The sequence below is a fragment of the Anseongella ginsenosidimutans genome (assembly GCF_008033235.1).
Taxonomy (GTDB): Bacteria; Bacteroidota; Bacteroidia; order Sphingobacteriales; family Sphingobacteriaceae; genus Anseongella; species Anseongella ginsenosidimutans.
In genome coordinates this window covers 2,587,202-2,606,093 of sequence record NZ_CP042432.1, presented here as the reverse complement: position 1 = coordinate 2,606,093, position 18,892 = coordinate 2,587,202, and the positions used below count along the sequence as shown (strand labels likewise).

The window sequence follows — 18,892 nt, the reverse complement described above, 5'->3', positions numbered from 1 at the left end:
CCTGGTTTGGTTGTCCAATGTTACTAAAAAGTTTCGGCGGCGTCAATAACCTCCAGGTAACGGCCCATCCAGTAGGGCAGCAGGAATTCGTCGCCGGCCAGTTCGCTCTTCCCGCCCTCTCCCCCGTCCAGCTTAAAAGGATTGGCGTTGTGGCGGTGGATCATTCGTTCGCCCGGCGGCAGCAGTTCTTCGGTTGACTGCCCGCGGAAGTTGGGCGCCAGCAGCACGATATCTTTCCGGTGAGAATTCCGGACATTCCACCTTACCAGGTCCACCGGAAATTCCCGGAGGTGCCAGAAAGCGGACGCTTTGTCAAAGGAGCCTTCCGTTCCCAGGGTGATCATGTTCCAGAGGGCATTGCGTTCGGAAAGCTCTATCTCCCAGCGGTTATGAATGGCCCGGGAAAACTTTTCCCTGAGATCATCATCAAGCGCATAATGATAAAGCACCCAGTATGTAAGGAAGGCCATTTCATCGTCGGAATGGTTCCAGCCGCCCATGCCCATATCTTTTCCCATATACACATAGCCTGGCGTAGGCTGAATGTCGTTCAGGTCAATGAGGATATTCTCCAGGTAACCATGTTCCTCCATCAGCCGGACAGCCTCGGTTTTATAAAGCTCCTTTCCTGTAAGCGCATAACCCAGCTGGAGCCCGGCGATAATGGTTTCGCTCCCCAGCTTCCGGTCGCCGATTGTTTTCGGATACCAGTTGATGTATTCCGGGTTCCAGCGTCCCCACATAGTTGGTTTACCGTCAATATCTACCAGGTAATAGTCGTTTTCAATGATATGGGTCAGGATCTTGTCAATAAATGTTGCCACACGCGCTTTCTCTTCCCCGGTCTCAGCAGCCAGCTGATCCAGGACAGCGCTTACAAAAATATAGGCCACGAATTCATCGCTGCTGGTATGACCCTTCCACTCCCATTCCGGGTCCGGAGAATCTCGCCATCTTTCCGGGTCGGAATGCCTGAATCCCTTGCGTTCAAAGGTCCTGGAAGGAAAACCCTTCAGCTGGTTTACTGAGAGCAGCCGTTCATAGGCTTCGAAGGCTTCCCAGGCGTAACGTTTGGCCTTTGCTTCGCCTGTGACGGCATAGCGAAAAGCCTGGCTGCCGAGGTAGAAGGCGCTCCATAGCCCGTCGTTGTCGGTGTCCACCATTTCGGAAGTGGTTTTGTCACCCGGGATACGCAGGTTCAGGTTGGCGATCAGCCCATAGCGGATATGCCGCTGCCTGATCTTATGCTGAAAAAAGGCCGCCTTTTCCGCCAGCGTCTGGGTAATGAAACGGATCTCGTTAAGCCCGGTGGGCGTAAGCACGAAGACATTGCCTTCCGGTCCGGCTGCCAGGCCGGTTACCCGGTCCTGGTCCAGCCATCTTTTGGATGCATAGTAGCGGTACTGCCGGCGCGGGGCGCCGGAGCCTGCCGTATCCGTTTGGCGCGGCGCGGCGGTGAGGCCGGGGGCAGCCACAGTGCCTGGCGAACCGCTGATAGCGGGTTCTTCCATAAAGACTCCCAGGGGAGTACCCGCCCACAGCACGTTGTTTACGCTAAGCAAGGCCGTTATCTGCGGCACGGGTACCCGGTTCTGAAGGGGAAAGACCGGGCTTCCCGGAGAAAGCCCTATGCCGTAATAGCCGGAATCGGTTCCTAAAACAGCCTCTTTTTCGCGGAAAGCTATTGCCCGCAATTCTTCACCCTCATGTATCCTGTTGATCGCTCCGCCTGAGAAACGGTAAACCGCCGCAGCCGTAAGGCCGTAAAAGGCGCCCTTGTAAACATGAACGGAAATAAGCGCTTCCATGGTCTGCCCGATTTCCCGGAGCCGTCCATTTTCAACAACCGCTACTTCTCTTTCGCCTGCAAGCAGCACTTTCCCGTCTGAAGCTACCGCCAGCCGGCTGTATTTCCCCTCCGGGAGCATGCCATAGGGAGCCCCGGCATAGCCATTGGTCAGGAATTGATTGCCGTAAAGATAGTAGAGATGGCCCGTGCCTTCCTGAACGGCGATATCAAGGGGAATTCTTCCCGACAGCGGCGTATAGCGAAGATCCTTTGCCACTTTTGTTTCATACGCCCGGTAAAGGCCCTTATCCGTCAAAAGGTAAACGATCCCGTTATAATCCACCGCCAGCTTCTTCAGCTGCGCCCCTTTTAATTCTTCGGGTAATTCATATTTCACGGAAACAGCTTGCCGGAAAGAGGTGTCCGGATCATTCCCCGGCGCCGGGGATTTCCCGGCGGTGAGGGTAACCATAGCCGTCAGATAAAAAAATCGGAGGATAAAAATTCGCATATTGATAACGTCTCAGATTATAAATGATCGTGTTGTTCAATCCTCTGTCCGGATCAGCCAAACCTCGCTGACGCGCGAATGCTGCCGCCAGTTAAGATGTTCTTCATTGATCGTATCCCAGGTAAGCGTCAACCGGCCGTTTTTTAGCAGTTCCGGGGGAATATGAAATTCTTTTATTTCTCCTATCCCCTTTCCATAGCGCGAAGGTTTCAGCCGCCGGCCGTTCGCCCGGAGCAGGCATTCTCCGTAGCCGCTGACGCGGACCAGGTACCCGCTTTTAGTATCAAGGCCATTATACACCATCTCTTCCGGCCAGCGCATGCTCACCATATGGGAAAGACGTTCCCGGCTATACCCGCTTTCCCACCAGTCAAAGCCGGGTATATCGGTCCCCGGCCCGCGCAGCACATGCGGCGACCGGGAAACATTCCCGACATTATCATAAAAGCTTCCCTTGCCGGGGTTTTCCCAGCGGGCAATGGTTTCCAGCTCCTTTACCTGCTGCTGCCGGCTTTCCAGGGAATCAATGCGCCTGAACGCGTCTTCCAGCCACCAGCGATTGTTCAGGGGGCGGTCCAGGAAATCCAGCACGGCTCCCCGTTCCGGATTTTTAGCGCCATATTTTCCCACGCTTGTTTGCAGGCATACCGATTGGAACAAGCTGTCACAAAGCGCAACGATCCGCTGCCTCCAGACCGGCATCACGCGCTGATCAGCCCGGGAAAGAATACTTTTTGCGTTTTCCATGGCTTTCGCCGGACCGGTCTCCGCCGATTTCAGCAGCACCTGGTTAACCTCCTGCTCCAGCTCCTGTTCATAAATAGCCCTGCGCCGGGTATAAGCATCGTAATATGCCCGCATGAGATGCATCCGCCAGCGCCAGGAACCGGAAAGCGAGGGTTGGCCTTTCCCGATATTCTCCCACAGGCGAAGACAGGCGTCAATACCCTTGTTGGCAGCAATAGGTCCCTCCCAGTTCTTCTCCAGTTCAAGCAAAGCAGTCGCAGCTTCTTCCGCCGCTTCGGCGCCAAAGAAGAAGGATGCATATTCCAGCAGCATCTCTTGTTCACTAAGTGATGAGTCCCATCCCAGTAAACTCCATACTATTTTATTGACATCATCATGTATGCCGTCGGAATAGGTGATAAAGCCATTGGTAAACGCTGCCGTTTGCCGGTACACCCCGGTGTAAAAGACGGGGCGCGGATTCACAGGTTCTCTGCCCAGTGTAAAATTAAAGGAGGGGTCCCACCAGGGCACGGGGTACTGGCAGCGAACGGTATGGGTAATGTCCGGGTAATGCCGCAAAGCGTAAGCGGGGGAAGTTCGCTCCGGGTTTCGGCCAGCGGCGGACTACCAGGGCCTGCTACCAGCCCGGCCAGCCACTTCGGCTTTTTCTCCCTGATATAATGGTAGACATATTGGCTCATTTCCGGCGTAAACCCTTGCAGGGAAAGCCACATTTTCGCCTTGGGATGATATTGTTGCAGGGTTGCGGACAGCCTTTCCAGGTAGGGCATCACCGGCCCGGGAGGATTATCGCCGGGGTCTCCCCCGGGAACAAAGACATGGTCAAGCCGCGGAAGTTCTCTGAACAGGCTGTCTGACATTTTAAGATGCCTGGCTTTTTCCAGCGTATCGTCCAGGGGAAAGTCCGCCGGGGACCACAGCCAGAAATCCAGGCCGTACTTTTCACAAATGCGGCTGATGCGGATGTTCATTTCCCGGGGAGAAAGGGTAAAATGCGGACTCCCTTTATCGAAGGGAATGGCTTCAATACTGTTTACTCCGAATATGGCCAGTTCCCGGATATACTGCTCGTATTGGGCGGGTGTCCAGCCGTCATAGGAATTGGCGGTATGCCTGTACCCCAGCTGGTGGCCGCGGATCGCCGCTTCGGGACTTGCAGAAAGCGCAAGAGGAAAGGCCAGCTGCAAACTCCCGGCCGAAAACCTCATAAGCCGCAGCAAACGCCCGGCTCCGAATAAAATGCCCCGCTCATCTTTTGCTTCGATTAAAACCACCTTCCGCGCTTCCTTTTCGCGGACAGGACATATGTTACCTGTGATCCGGTAGGATTCCGCGGAAGCCGGCAGGGCGGGCAGAGCCGGCAGGGCGCCGGGGTTCCCGGAAAGGCCGCTAAATTTCGGCGGAAGGAGCCGGGCTTCCCCGGCCAGCTGAAGAATGATCACACTCCCTTCTTTGGGCCAGGTCCCGGAGATTTCCCAATGCAAACCCGTCCGCTTTTCCACTTCTTCCGCCAGCGTTTCCGCTGCCGCCGCGACGGGACCAGACCGGCCGCCGTTCCCGATCAATATGGTCGTCTGTTCCCAGGTTTGTTTTTCCTGTGGCCCGGTAACAGCCCGGGGAAACGTTGTCGCCGCCAAGAATACCCTGGCGGCCGGCGGCCCGGCAACAGCTGCTCCGGGAAGCGTCGCCCCCACCGCTAAGGATCCACCTGCGGCCGGCGGCCCGGCAACAGCTGCTCCGGGAAGCGCTGCTGCAGCGGTCACTGACGTTCCGGTACCCAAAGCCGTGGCCGCAGCGCCTGTGAAAGCCTGCGCTCCGCCCGCGTTACAAAAAAACAGGAGCAGGAGCAACTGAAGAAAGCGCCAGCGGCCGGATTTCATCGCCGGTTTTCTCACCACGGCTCTCCCGTTCCCTGCAGGATCCAGGGCTTGGACCACTGGCTGTTCTTTCCTTTCGGGCCTGAGTAGCTGGTTTCTTCCAGCCGGTCAACGGCGGCATTGGCATTTTCCGTATTATTGAAAAGTTCATCGTTCCCGTAAATGAAGCGAAGGGGCAGGACCGGTTCCGAAGAAGCCGGGCCCGGGCTCAGCGCCGGGAGCCCTGTTCTCCGGAAATCAAACCAAGCCTCTGCGGAAGACGTCCAGGCAGCGATCCATTTTTGTTCCATGATGCGCGCCAGGGTGTTATTAAAGGCCACTCCGCTTCCGGCAATATAGGAAGCATATTGATCGTCCACGCCCCAGGTTTCCATGGAACTGCGAACCCCTGCTTCATAATGGTCTTTCGCATTGCCCGCTGACCAGCCTTTCAGCGCTGCTTCCGCCAGGATAAAATGCGTTTCCGCTGCGGACGCCAGCCTAGCTTTAAGCAGGCCGCCCCCGGTACCCTTGAACAGGTTCGCGATTTGCGATACGTGCTGGTTTTCCACGCTCTGCCCTGTGGTCGGGTTCATATTGTGATAATCCGGGTACAGAAGGCCGGGCGGCAAACCCACGTATTCGGCCGTGTTCAGCGGCCCCACCGTAAAGGGCGGATTGGGCTGGTACAGGCTGGGATTGAAATGCCGGGTGTAGGTATGTCCTTGCTGGTTGATCTTTTCCTGGAATTCCTCGTCCGTATAGGCTTTTACTCCATTGAGTATCACTCCGTCCTGCCGGATAAAAGGATCTACCGCCGTTGCCAGGCCGGGATTAGCTACCCATTGTACATGTACCGGCTGTACCCAGACTTCCAGTCGGGGATCACCATATTGCAGCAGCTTGTCCAGCAGGGTCTGGCAAGGCTTTCTCCTGCGCCAGTTGGACTCGTCGGAATTAAAGGCAACGTTAAGGGGCCAGGAATTCCCGGAATTCGTACCGGGAAAATCCATTACCGCATCGTCCGCCGCTTCTTCTATATAAACTCCCGAACTGTACACGCTTTCCACTCCCGAACGCGCAAGCTCAGGCAGTTTTTCGGAAAGCCGCATGGAATAACGGAGAAGCAGGGTGCCGGCGAATTGCTGCCATTGCGCGGTATTGCCGTTATAATAAATATCATAATTTTCCAGGTAACCGGTTTTGTCGCCGCCGGCAAAAAGGGCCGAAGCAGCTTTGAGGTCCTCGATGATCCCTTTGTAGATCGTTTCCTGGCTGTCAAAGACCGGCCGCAGCAGCTCGTCCGATTCATCGCCTTTCACCGCTTCGGTATACGGCGCATCTCCCCAGAGATCGGTAATGGTCCCATAAATAAAGGCGCGTAAGGTAAGGGCGACGCCCTGGTGGAATGGGTAATCCAATGCCACCGCTTGTTCCATCATGAACTTGTTATTCCGAAGCAGGCCGTACCATACGCTCCAGTCGGTTTCCGTCCAGTCATAATGGTTAAAGCTGGTGAACCAGCCGTCTTCCTGGGTATGCTGTATCACGCCTGAAAGATTGCCATTGCCAAAACCCAGCCGGAGGTATTCCATGGCCAGGCCGCTTTGCACCGTTGGCATGATCATATTTGGGTTCCCGTCTTCGGGATTCACCCCGTTGGGGTTTTCGTTCAGCTCGCTTAACTGATCGGAACAGGACCCGGCTGCCATAAGCGCTAAAACGAGCAGGCTTCCCGAAAGTATCTTTTTGATTTTCATGTCCTTAGGTATTAAAAATTAACATCCAGTTTGAATCCCAGCGGCATGGTCCAGGGCATCACGTTCTGCCTTTCGATACCCTGCCTAAAGCCGCCCCTTCCCGGATCGGCCCAGAAGGCCCGCTCGGGATCAATGCCGATCTTTGCTGCATTCCAGAGCATCAGGTTCCGGGTAAAGACCGAAAGCGTCGCGTTCTGGATTACCCCGAACAGTTCCGGGATACGGTAGGAAACAGAAAGCTCCCGCATTTTTATAAAGGAAGCGTCAAAGGTCACCTGCCGGTTAAAGCCCCAGGGATAGGCATTGGTAATGGGAATGTACTGCGTTCCTTCACCGCCCAGCCACTCGTGGTATTCGCCGTCTGCATCCTGCCAGACACCCGGAATAAACACGCCGTCTCCGTCAGGGCCAAAGCCGCCGGTTTCCGGGGTGTGCCCGCCCACCCGGGGATAATTCCCGTTTTGCGGGATGATGTATTTCTCAGGATCCGATTTCAGCAGGTTGACCAGCTCTTCGGGAGAATAGTGGCTGCCGGGGATGAGGTTGTCAATTTGACGCTGGGATTTCCAGTCGGATTCTCCGTATCGGTAGGTAAAGGACATGAATTCTCCCCCGCTTCGCCAGTCAAAGCTCATGTCTACCGAAAAGCGCTTGTAGCGAAGGTTCAGCTGCAGCCCCATCAGGAAGTCGGGATTGAAATTGCCTACTTTCACATTATTGTCACGGCCGTCCAGTTCCTGCCATTGCATTCCCCCGTTGCTGCCGTCATAATCAATAATAGGCCACCGGTAGTAAGGAGAAGCCGGATCTTCCACATAGGCATGCCCGCGGCCGTACATATTGCCCATTTGCTCACCCACGAAGGTATAGGCGCCGCCGCCGTTCTCGCCCCATAACTCATAATATTCCATTCCGGGGATCAGCTCCTTCAGGGTGACGCGATTGCGGCTGAAATTGGTGTTAACATCCAGGGTCCAGCCATTCCGGTTATCAATAGGCGTGAATCCCAGTCCGGCTTCCCATCCCCGGCTTTGCAGCTTCCCGGCATTGATCAGTTTATTGTCAAAACCCGAAGAAGAAGCGGTTTTAATCGGCAGGATCTGATTCCGGTTCACCATATTGTAATAGGTAATATCAAAACGAAGCCGGTCATTGAACATATTCAGGTCAATTCCGCCTTCGACAGAGGTTGCAATCTCCGGTTTCAGGGCCGCATTCAGCATGGTGCCGGAAATACCGGTAGTCACCAGGTCGCCCCAGTTGCCGGGGCCCAGGCTTTGTTTAAGCTGGTAAGGGTCTGCATCATTGCCCACCTGCGCCCAGCCTCCCCGCAGCTTTAGCAGGGATATGGAAGCCGGCAGGTCAAAAGTATAGTTGGCGAGCCAGCTCAATGAAGCGGAAGGATAAAAATAAGAACGGTTATCCGCTGGAAGCGTACTGGACCAGTCGTTCCTGGCGGTCAGATCCAGGTAAACCTGGTTACTGAATCCCAGGGAAGCAAGGGCATACAAGCTATAAATCGCCTTTTCATAGGCATAATTATTGGCCAGCCTGTTTCCCGCTGGAATATTGGATATCCGGTATAAATTCGGGATCGAAAGGCCTGCGCCACCTACATCATTGTTGAATCCACGTTGTTTCATGTAATTTCCGCCGCCGGAAACATTCAGGTCAAAGCTTCCGAAATTCCGCTGATGACTCAGCAAAAAATCGGCATTCGTTTCCCTGCGGTTCAGGTTTTCGAGGTAATATCCTCCCTGCCCCATTTCGCTGTAGCTCCAGGGGATCCGGGTTTCCCGGTTTTCATTGTACGCATCATGGGATATGCGGGCAAAGGCGGTAAAGCCGGGGGCAATGGTCCAGTCCAGCTTTATATTCCCGAAAATACGATCGCGGGTATAGGCGTTCTTTAGCTCATAAGCCAGGAAATAGGGATTATCCATATCTCCGGGCGCCGGGCTAAGCTGCTGGGTCCCTTCTTCCTGCCAATAGTTTTCCAGCTCCCGGACGTCGACATGAGGCCAGTTATACACGTGCTGCAGGGGGTTTCCGTTCCGCTCGGCGGTCTGGGGTCGGCTTTTAGAATTCGAACGGGTAAAATTAATATTAGTACTCAGCGAAACATCATCCAGGATGCGATAGGTACCGTTAGCTGACAGGCCGTTACGGTGCAGATCAGAATTGGGGATAAGCCCCTTATGGGTCATATTATTATAAGATACCCGGTAAGTGGCTTTATCCGAAGAGCCCGACAGGGCAATATTATTGGTGGAAGTAATACCCGTTTCCAGGAAGTTTTTCATATTGTCCGGGTAAGACCGCAGTTCCGTCGGGACCTTGTTTCCGTTCTCATCCAGCGGGCTGTTCCACTGCTCCGCCGTATTTCCCACATCAAGGGGGAGGCCTCCCCAGTAGGCAGAGCTTTCTTCCAGCAAAAAGGGACGCTCCCCGTTGGCATACTTATAATGGAAATCGAGAAAGCGGTAAGGTACTTCAAAGACATTCGAACTGGAAAAGTTTACACCCAGGCCCTGCCCCTTTTTTCCCGACTTCGTGGTGATAAGGATAACTCCGTTTCCGGCCCTCGATCCGTACAGGGCAGCCGCACTAGGCCCTTTCAATACCGAAATGCTTTCAATATCGTCGGGATTTATATCAGAAATAGCATTCCCGTAGTCCACCTTATTGCCGCTTCCCTTATCGCTTACGTTGCCAAGAGAACTGGCCACCGGAACTCCGTCCACAACGAAAAGCGGTTGATTATTGCGCAGGGAACTAGCCCCGCGGATGATAATGCTGGTAGAAGAGCCTATTCCGCTGGTCTGGTTAATGGTGACCCCTGAAACCCTTCCTGAAAGCGAGGTCAGCAGGTTTTCGTTCCCTACATTATCCATCGCTTCCCCGTCTACCTCTCCCACGGAATAACCAAGCGATTTTTTATCCCTGGAAATGCCAAGAGCGGTTACGACTACTTCATCCAGCTGGGCAGCATCCGGCTGCAATTGCACAGCCAGTTCCGTTTGATTACCGGGAGTTACCTCTCTTGTTTCATAGCCGATCAGGGTAAAGACAAGTACCGCGTCTTCTCCGGGAACCCTGAGGCTGAATTGCCCGTCGGCATCTGTGGAAGTGCCATTGGCCGTCCCTTTCACCTGAACGCTCACACCGGGAAGGGGTTCGCCCGATTCATTGCTTACCGTCCCTCTTAGCTCTTGCTGCCGGCCGGACAAGAGGTCAAACGTTTCCCGGTTTTCCTGCGGGAACGGCCGGTGCAGGTATGCGCCCGCTTCCAGCTTTCCTTCGGCCTCCCCGCTGCCGGTGTCAGCCGCCCTTATCACGTAATCCTTTTCACCGACCTTTACAAAATCAAGGTGCAGGGGCCTCAGGAGAAAATTCAGCTGTTGTTCGGGGTCCCGGTATACGATCCTGCTCAGGCGGGAAGGCACAAGCACGTCCTTTACCAGGCGATGATCATACCCGAAATAGATATTAAAAAAAGATTCCAGCCTTCCTAGCACGTCCGGAAGGTTTTCAGCGCGGGCAGGACTGCTTTCTGCGCCGGAAGAGGAGTTTTCCGCCCCTGCGGAAGCCAGGTCCTGCGCTTTCAGGGACAAGCTGCCGCTGAAAAAGCATAGCAGGACAATCAGCCGGAGGTTTCTGGTTAATCGGTGTCGCATGGTGGTTAATTTATTGGATCGTTATGGTTTTATCTTTCAGGCTTACCCTGATATTAAACGCCTCGCTCAGAGCTTTCAGGAAAACATCTATCCGCTCGGTGGAATATGAACCGGTGAACCGCAACTTTTCAAGCGCTGGGTCTTTGAAGATCACCTGGTAGCCGTAATTATCTTCCAGCATGCGGGCGATCCCTGAAAGCTCCGTATTCTCAAAGACCATCCGGTGGTCTTTCCAGGATAAAAACGGTTCGACGGCCACCTTTTCAATCTTATAATTACCTTTTTCGAAATCCACTTTTTCCCCCGGCTTCATCAGCAGCTTACCGGCAGAAGCCGGCTGGCTGGCCGAAGAAAGCTCCACACTCCCTTCCTGCAACACAACCGAAGTTTTACCTGCCCGCCTGTACACGTTAAAAGCGGTACCCAGCACTTTAATCGTAAGCTCGCCGGCATGCACATAAAACTCCGGCTTCATACCTTGCGGCTTTTCGGCGATGTCAAAGAATGCCTCTCCTTCCAGCCATATTTCGCGCCCGTCTTCTCCCTCCCAATCCCTGGCGTAGGATATCCTGGAATTTGCGTTCAGGCTCACCCTGGAACCGTCGGGCAAGGTAATATTCCTGGTTTCACCGAATGTTGTGGAAATATTAAGTTTTGAGGAACGCAGAAAGTGAACCGCAAGCGGCGCCAGTAAGAGGAATACGAGCGCCGCCGCAACAGGGTAAGAAAATGAAAATCTACGGCTCCTGGCCGCTGCGGATGCTGTCTCGGCGCCAGGTTCCGGCTTCCGGAACTTCTTTGTCAGCGCATCTTTGACCTCCCGGATTTCCGTCTCGGAAGGTTCCCCGGCCTTGAAGTCAAGACACAAAACAAGTTCCCTGGCTTCCTCCACCCTGGCCGTCATGCCGGGATTCGCTGCTAACCAGTCGCTCCAAAACTCGCTGGCGCCAGGTGTGTTATATTTTATCCAGGACCGGAAAAAAGGGTCCAGAACAAAGTCCTCCACAGAAAACTCCCGATAGTCCATAAATTCCTGCTGATTTTACAATAAGGAGGCGCAGGCCCGCAAAATACCCTCAAAAAAAAATTATTTTTCTTGGTCGCGGCGGCAATACCGACAAGCGTCGCCGATGGTAGCAGCGGTGCTGGCATTCAAAACCGGGGCGAAAGCAATAAAGCCAGGCAAATAGGGCTGCCCGCTTTCTTCAGCGTTGCTTTCATTTCAGAAATGGCCCGGTAAATCAGCGTACGGGCGTATTTCACTTCCTTCATCCCCATGATCTCCCCGATCTCGTCATAACTCAGGTTTTCATAAAAACGGAGATAGACGGCTTCCTTTTGCCGCCTGGTCAGGGAATCTACTGCCTTTTGAAGGTAATGGGACCTGGATTCCAGCAGCTCGCCGGCAATGATCCGGCTCTCGGCGGAAAGTTCCAGTAGGAAATCATTACTTTCTTCGGAAAAAGGGATCATCCGGCGTGCTGCCTCCCGGGAAAGCCTTTTCAGCAGGTTTCTGCGGACGCTTACCAGCAGGTAACTTCTCAGGTTCCTGATGGAGCCGGGCAACTCCCGTTTTAGGTAAAGGTCAAGAAAAAGGTCTTGCAACAGGTCCTTGATTATATCCCGGTCGGCGGTAAAACGAAGGGAATAACGGAACAGCAGTGGAAAATAACAATCGTAAGCTTGCTCCCAGTCGGAGGCGCCAGGTTTTGTTTGGGCAGCCATAGCACGTAAAAATCTGTTTCAATGCTCCTTTAAAGTTAAAGCCTTGATACCGGAATCGCTTTGCATTTTAAATCAAATACTGGTATTATTTTGGCATCCTGAAAAAAAGCGCGGCATGTATCGCCGAAGCGAACATGCCGCGCATAAGCAACAGCAAACCTATATAGTGATTAACTTAATATCCCGGGTTCTGCTCCAGGTTATCGTTCGCGTTGATCGCCGTAATGGGAATGGGAAACAGGAGGCATTTCTCAGGAGTGGCGCCTTTCCAGCCCGGAATAGCATCCAGGAATTTGCCGAACCGGATATTGTCCTGCCGGGAGGTGGCTTCCCAGGCCAGTTCAAATCTCCTTTCCTGGTAGATGTCATCCAGCGTAACGCTTGTCTTTAATTTGGAAGGATCATCAAAAGCACGTTCCCGTATCTTATTGACAAGGGTGGTGGCTTCTGCATTGCTTCCGCCGCTACGGACGAGGGCTTCGGCCTTCATCAGGTACACGTCCGCCAGACGAAAGATCCCGAAGTCATTTTCGGCATCGCCGTTGAGGCCGCTTTCAAACTCCCACTTGAAACAGCGGGCGCCGTCTTCCTGCTCCACCTGACCCCAGCCGTCAGCATCCATATTGTATTTCAGCGTGATGTCCACAGTATGGATCAGGGGGCGGTTATGCGCGGTAATAAGGACTTCTCCGGTCGCTGGGTCCAGCATTGGCCCCGTAAGGAAACTCCCGGCAAGCCGTTTGTCGTCCGGGTCAAAGGCCTCTACATATTCCGGCATGGCGCTGATGCCGTTCCAGGTTCCGATCTTCAGGCCCAGGGCAATAGGATCAAGGTAATGAAGCGTCCGCTGGGCAATATGGTTGCCGCCGTCGGCCGTACTGAACACAACGGGGAAGATGATCTCCTTTGAGTTTTCATTCTGCACGATAAAATTCGTTTTCCAGTCGGGCTCCAGGATATAGTCCAGTTCCATTACCTTATTACAGGCATCAATACATTCCTGCCATTTGGCGCCTCCTTCGGGATTCCATACTTCGGCGTTCAGGTACATTTTTGCCAGCAGGGTATAAACGAAACCCTGGGTCACTTTGCCGTAACTGGCGGGGGTAACATCGCTCCGGACAATGTCCTTAATGGCATTCAGCTCGGAAACCACAAATTCATAGACTTCCTTCCTGCTATTGGTACTGGGCAGCTCGGTATTCTCGAAATCGGTCACTATAGGTACGTTTCCGAAATAGTCGAGCAGCATATAATACCAGTAGGCCCGCATTCCCCGGATCTCGGCCAATACCTGTTCCTTTTCCGGGACGTTGGGATTTTCTTCCACCATCGAATAGATCTTGTTGCAGGAAGTAATGGCGCTGAAGGCGCTGTTATAGGAATCCCGCACAACGGCCGTGTTCGGTGTCCAGGTATGGAGGCGCAGTTCCTTGAATTGTCCGCCGTCCCACCAGTCGCCGCCCTTGCGGGTAGGTGTAATGGCCATATCGGAGGAGCATTCGCTCAGCAGGAAAAAATTGCTGGGATAGACTCCCTTCAGCGTCCGGTAAATCGGGGCTACCAGAGCGTTGATTTCTCTTTCAGAATTCCCGAACTCCCCTACCGGAAGTTTATCATATACTTCTTCGCTCAGGTCAGTGCATCCGGCTTGCATCAGCAGCGCCGCGATGGCAATGCCATATAATCTCGCTTTTTTCATTGTACTACGTTTTGGAGGTTAGAAACTCAGGTTCACACCAAAGGACAGCGTCCTGGATTTGGGATAATATTCCCTTCCTTCCACCCCGGGATCCAGCCCATCCATGGTTATCTCCGGATCGAGCCCTGTATAATTGGTGATAATGAAAAGATTCTGCCCGGTGACGAATACCCTGAACCGGCTTATACCAAGGAAATTCTGCGTATCAAAATTATAGGCAAGGCTGGCGTTATCCAGCCGAAGGAAGGAACCGTCCTCGATATAGAAACTGGAATACTTGGGGTTGTCCGTTAAGCCGTTCACAAGGGCATCTTCCAGTACATTCGCGCCTGGGAGCCATTGCGTGGTGGCGTAAGACATCCTTGAAAAATTCAGCACATCGTTTCCGGAAACACCTCTTAAAAAGAAATTGAATTCCCAGTTCTTATACGTAAAGCTGTTGGCGATCCCGTAGGTAAGCTCCGGCTGGGCCGACCCGATATACGTACGGTCTTCATCCGTCAGGCCTGCCTTGCCGTCCACCATATCGTCCATGATGTACTTCCCGTTCTCGTCCAGTCCCAGGGCGCGCCAGCCGTAAAAAGTGCCCACTTCGCGGCCTTCTTCTACGATATGCGTCGTATTGTCGGATCCGCCCCTGATCCATGCGGAACCGGTCTTAATGGAACTGGTACTGAAGTCCTCGTTGGAAAGTTCCGTGATCTCATTCTCGTTATGAGCGATATTCAGTGAAATATTCCAGCGAAAATCGTTTTTCCGGATGGCATCGGTATTGAACAGGAATTCAACGCCTTTATTTGACATGGATCCTACATTGGCCAGCATGTCCGGGTACAGGTTAGGCGGCACGGGAACCTGGTAGGTATACAGCAGGTCCGATGTGCGCTTGTCATAATATTCTATCGTCCCGTTCAGGCGGCCGTTAAAGAGGCTGTAATCGACCCCGATATTGAACATGGCAGTTTCTTCCCATTTCAGGTTGGGGTTAGCGTTCTGGCTGATCTGGTAAGCGGTGTACCAGCTGCCGTTATCGTAATACCGCCCTGACTGCCCGTAAAGCTGCAATGTCTTGTAAGGGTCAATACCTGCCTGGTTGCCCGATACTCCGTAACCGGTCCGGATCTTCAGGTAATCAAAAAACGCCGCGCTTTGCATAAAATCTTCATCACTCACCAGCCAGGCCGCCGAGACCGAGGGAAACGTGCCCCATTTATGGTTTTCCCCGAATTTGGAGGATCCGTCGCGGCGAAGTGAAGCAGTAAGAATATACTTGCTGTTGAAGGTATAATTCACCCTTCCGAAGAACGAAGCCAGTTTGAACATGTTCGCCTCGGACCATACGTCGGCGGGCCTGAGATTTTCGCCTGCGCCGAGGTTGTCGGAACCGAAGAAGTCGGTGACGAACTGGCGGTTCTGGGCTCCTGACCGTTGATAATTATTGTCTTCATAGGAATACCCTGCCAGGAAATTAAGGTCATGTTCGCCGGTTGTTAATTCGTAGTTGAGCGTGGTTTCGATCAATTGCTTATCGGCAGTCCAGGATTCCCGCTTGGCAAATCCCTGATCATTCCGCCCGCGTTCCGTCTGGGAATTGAGGTACTCATCATAATCATTGGATTCCCGCTGTTTCAGCAAATTGATCCCGGCCGTTAAGCCTTCCGCCAGGGTAAGGTTGGCCTTCAGGTTGCCGTAATAGAGACTGTTCTTATGATTGAAGCTGTTATAGGTCATATTCCTGACGGGATTACCCTGATCATAGCTTTGGGAATCATACCAGGAACCGTCTTCCATTTTCACCGGGACCACAGGGATCATGTTATACGCCAGCACGAAATTCCGGGTATCGGTAGGCGAATAATTACGTTCGGTCATGGCCCCTGTAAAGGTGAGATTCAATCTATCGTCCAGCGCGCGCTGGTTAAAGGACAGGCGTGCGTTAAACCGCTCAAGCGCATTGTCCCGTACTACCCCCTGCTTATCCAGGTAAGTCAGGGAGCCCCGGTAGCTGCTTGCCTGGTTTCCGCCTGACATGGACAGGCTATGGCTCTGCGTAACTGCAGTCCGCATGATCTCCTCAAACCAGTTGGTAGACGCGCCCAGGTCCATCCCTTCGGTATTAATGTCATTTTCGGTGGTATAACTGCGCCAGGTGGCGGCATCCAGGACCTCGGGCATATTGGTCACCTTGTCAGTAGCGACAAAGCCCTCGTATTCCACTACCGGCTTTCCGGCTCCCTTTGTACCTTTTTTAGTTGTGATCAGGATCACCCCGCTGGCCGCCCTGGATCCATAAATGGCGGCTGCCGAGGCGTCCTTGAGAATACTGATGGATTCTATATCCTGGGGAGCCACTGAATTCATGTTGAGCCCCGGCACCCCGTCAATAACCACGAAAGGCGCGCTGCTCCCGGTCAGGGAAGAGGTTCCCCTCAGGCGGATCGTTTTTTCGGAAGAAACGTCGCCGCTGCCGGTTGTAACGATCAGGCCGGCCACTTTTCCCTGCAGCATATCCACGGCATTGCGGTTGACGCCCTTGTTAAAATCCCTTTCCGAGAGGTTGGTCACCGAGCCGGAAATATTCCGTTGCTGCTGAGTGCCGTAGCCGACTACGACTACTTCTTCCAGGCGGGCGAGGTCCATTTCAAGCTGCACGTTCACCACGGAGCGGTTGCCCACCGGGACTTCCAGGCTCCGGTAGCCCATCATGGAGAACACCAATACGGCGCCCGCGGGTACATCTACTTCATATTTCCCGTTTTCATCGGCGGAGGTGCCTATCGTGGTCCCCTTCACCTGCACGCTCACCCCGGGCAGCGCAGCGCCGGTTTCTTTATCGGTTACGGTTCCGTTGACGGTTCCCTGCTGGAACTCCAGGTGAGATTTGATGTCCGGAAAGGCCAGGGAGAGGTTTGTGTTCCAGGTTTCCGTAATGCGCGCGGTCCTCCGGAGCGGACTGCTGTTGATCGTTCTCCTGGCCGAATGGATGACCGTAATGGTATTATCAATCGGCTTAAAGGCCATATGACCTTCCAAAGCCATCTTTTTGATGATCGCTTCTACGGTAAGGTCCGGCTGCCAGCCAGGTATTTTCCGGCTAACATCCACGCGCCGGGAGTCGTAAATAAAGTTAAACGCCGTTTCGCTTTCAATGACAGAAAAAATTTCCTCGACGGTTTTACCGTTCAGGTTGGTATGTATCACCTTATCCAACTGTGCATGGGCATCATGCCCAAACAGCAGATTGAAGCTGACAAATTGAATTATTAAGCCAATTAAAACATACCTCGAGGTCATTATGAGGAGTCTTAATACATTTTTTTTCATAATTTTGGGTATTAGGTTAAAATCCGTCGACAGTGCAGGCGTCCAAACTCAGCCTGTTGACGTATTTAATTTGATGAAGAAAGCCCCCGCCCGTAGCGGGGGTTTTTTAACTTGAGTCCATATATAATTGTTAGGTTATTTGAATAAGGTTACCTGCTCATCTTCTATCTTGTATTTTATCCCGTAATTAAAAGAAAGGCTTTCCAGAATGTCCTTTAAGGGGACATACCGGTATTCACCCGTGAGTTCCCAGTTATCGCCTTCCAGTTCCCGGTAATCAAAACTGACGCCGTAATACCGTTCCAGCTTCCGGATAACTTCCTGCAGATCAGCCTGGTCGAAATAGATCACCTGGTCTTTCCAACCTAACCTTTCCATCCGGTTGAACAGCTTCCGGACGAAGTTCCCGTTCCCCGAGCAAATGATTTCCTCTCCGGGCTCCAGGACCATATGCTGCACGCTGTTTTCCTCTCCGCCCTTCCTGTTTACCGAAACACTGCCTTCATGAAGCGACACAATGGTTTCGCCATCGGTGGGATAAGCCGAAACGTTGAATATGGTTCCTAATGCGGTGGTAGCGATATCATTTGAATAGACGGTGAAGGCAAGGTCCGGGTTCTTCTGAACCATAAAATACCCTTCTCCTTCCAGGTAAACGCTCCGGTCTTTTCTCCCGTAATCAGCCGGGATCTTTATTCTTGACATAGCGTTCAGCGTGACCACTGTACCGTCCGGCAGGCTAAAGCTTCTGACCTCCCCGGAAGCAGTACTATAGCTGCTGCCGTTCCGCCAAAATCCCGGGTTCAGCTGCTCCCAGGCAAACCACACAGAAAGCAGCAATACAACGGCCGCGGCGTATGGTATGGCCCGCCGGTAAGGGCGCCTGTTCCCCTTAACGGACATGCCCGCGCCACGCAGGCTCCGGGTTAAACGTCCCCAAAGTTTTTGTTCCTTCCGCGAGTATTCCTTTTCGTCAAGGACGGTAGGGTACTCTCCTGCGTCGTTGAGATCGAACCAGTTGCGCACATGTTTTTCCTCATCAGGGCTGCATTCTCCCCGAAGGTATTTTTCAAGCATGTTTCTGCTGATGGGCGACATATTGCCAGGTTAATTATATACTAGTGTATAAACACCCCGGCATACCCTAAAAAAAATTGAATTTTTTAAAAGGCCCGGCTAAAAAAGGCCCCGCCTCGCTGATAACCTTCTAAGGGCCTTGGAAATATGATACTCTACGGTTTTGACTGAAACGCCCATTTCATTGGCGATTTCAGGATAACTCAGACCCTGGAACCGGCTGAGCGAAAATATCCGGCGGGTCTTAAATGGCAGGGTTCCGAGCAGCCTGTTCATCATTGCTTCGAGTTCCTTGTGAAAAAGAGATTCTTCCGTGCTGTTTACCGGGGAGGGGATTGCTTCTTCCGGCAACGTGGCGTTTCGCCGGGCAGCCTGCATTTTAAGATAAAAGAAAGCGGTGTATTTCACGGCTTTTACCAGGTAATTTTCAAGGGCCGTTCTGATCTGCAATTGCTCGCGCCTGTACCAGAGGGAACAGAAAACATCCTGTACTACATCTTCCGCATCCGCCTCGTCCTGCATGATATGGCAGGCGAGGTCAAACAGTCTTTTCCAGTGCAGCCTGTAAATTATTCTAAAACTTACCGGATCGCTGTTACAAAGGCCTTCAATCAGTTGATCTTCATCAGTAAACAGTCTCATCAAGTGATTCTGGTTGGTTGATGAAGATAACAACTTTTTTACAAAAAACAGCAAATTGTACCTTAAAAGTTACCCTATG

At 52.8% G+C, this 18,892-nt stretch carries 11 protein-coding genes; all 11 read right to left on the bottom strand.

The annotated features are described in order from the left end of the window. Window positions 1–23 precede the first annotated feature (23 nt). Window positions 24–2,261: a hypothetical protein gene (locus FRZ59_RS10760; protein ID WP_132130239.1), complete on the bottom strand. Its 2,238-nt coding sequence runs from the start codon at window positions 2,259–2,261 to the stop codon at window positions 24–26. A 75-nt stretch (window positions 2,262–2,336) separates the two neighbouring features. Further along, window positions 2,337–3,512 (bottom strand): hypothetical protein, encoded by a 1,176-nt coding sequence (locus FRZ59_RS10755; RefSeq protein WP_147698314.1) that lies wholly within the window; start codon window positions 3,510–3,512, stop codon window positions 2,337–2,339. Continuing rightward, window positions 3,509–4,987 carry a hypothetical protein gene (locus FRZ59_RS10750; protein ID WP_147698313.1) on the bottom strand — a complete coding sequence of 493 codons (1,479 nt, stop codon included), beginning with the start codon at window positions 4,985–4,987 and terminating at the stop codon, window positions 3,509–3,511. Before FRZ59_RS10750 ends, FRZ59_RS10755 begins: the two co-directional genes overlap by 4 nt. Further along, window positions 4,942–6,666: a SusD/RagB family nutrient-binding outer membrane lipoprotein gene (locus tag FRZ59_RS10745; RefSeq protein WP_132130237.1), complete on the bottom strand. Its 1,725-nt coding sequence runs from the start codon at window positions 6,664–6,666 to the stop codon at window positions 4,942–4,944. Before FRZ59_RS10745 ends, FRZ59_RS10750 begins: the two co-directional genes overlap by 46 nt. 11 nt (window positions 6,667–6,677) lie before the next feature. After that, window positions 6,678–10,343 carry a SusC/RagA family TonB-linked outer membrane protein gene (locus tag FRZ59_RS10740; protein WP_132130236.1) on the bottom strand — a complete coding sequence of 1,222 codons (3,666 nt, stop codon included), beginning with the start codon at window positions 10,341–10,343 and terminating at the stop codon, window positions 6,678–6,680. Window positions 10,344–10,353: 10 nt separating this feature from the next. Further along, window positions 10,354–11,370 (bottom strand): FecR family protein, encoded by a 1,017-nt coding sequence (locus tag FRZ59_RS10735; RefSeq protein WP_132130235.1) that lies wholly within the window; start codon window positions 11,368–11,370, stop codon window positions 10,354–10,356. 125 nt (window positions 11,371–11,495) lie between these two features. Further along, window positions 11,496–12,068 (bottom strand): RNA polymerase sigma factor, encoded by a 573-nt coding sequence (locus tag FRZ59_RS10730; protein WP_132130234.1) that lies wholly within the window; start codon window positions 12,066–12,068, stop codon window positions 11,496–11,498. Between the two features lie 175 nt (window positions 12,069–12,243). Next, complete coding sequence (locus FRZ59_RS10725; protein ID WP_132130233.1) at window positions 12,244–13,770, bottom strand: RagB/SusD family nutrient uptake outer membrane protein; 1,527 nt, start codon at window positions 13,768–13,770, stop codon at window positions 12,244–12,246. A gap of 18 nt (window positions 13,771–13,788) precedes the next feature. Continuing rightward, a complete protein-coding gene (locus FRZ59_RS10720) occupies window positions 13,789–17,094 on the bottom strand; it encodes a SusC/RagA family TonB-linked outer membrane protein (protein ID WP_207910338.1) in 3,306 nt (1,101 codons plus the stop codon). 135 nt (window positions 17,095–17,229) lie between these two features. After that, window positions 17,230–18,192, bottom strand: coding sequence for a FecR family protein (locus FRZ59_RS10715; protein WP_132130232.1), 963 nt, complete (start codon window positions 18,190–18,192; stop codon window positions 17,230–17,232). A 78-nt stretch (window positions 18,193–18,270) separates the two neighbouring features. Then, complete coding sequence (locus tag FRZ59_RS10710; protein ID WP_132130231.1) at window positions 18,271–18,813, bottom strand: RNA polymerase sigma-70 factor; 543 nt, start codon at window positions 18,811–18,813, stop codon at window positions 18,271–18,273. Window positions 18,814–18,892 lie beyond the last annotated feature (79 nt).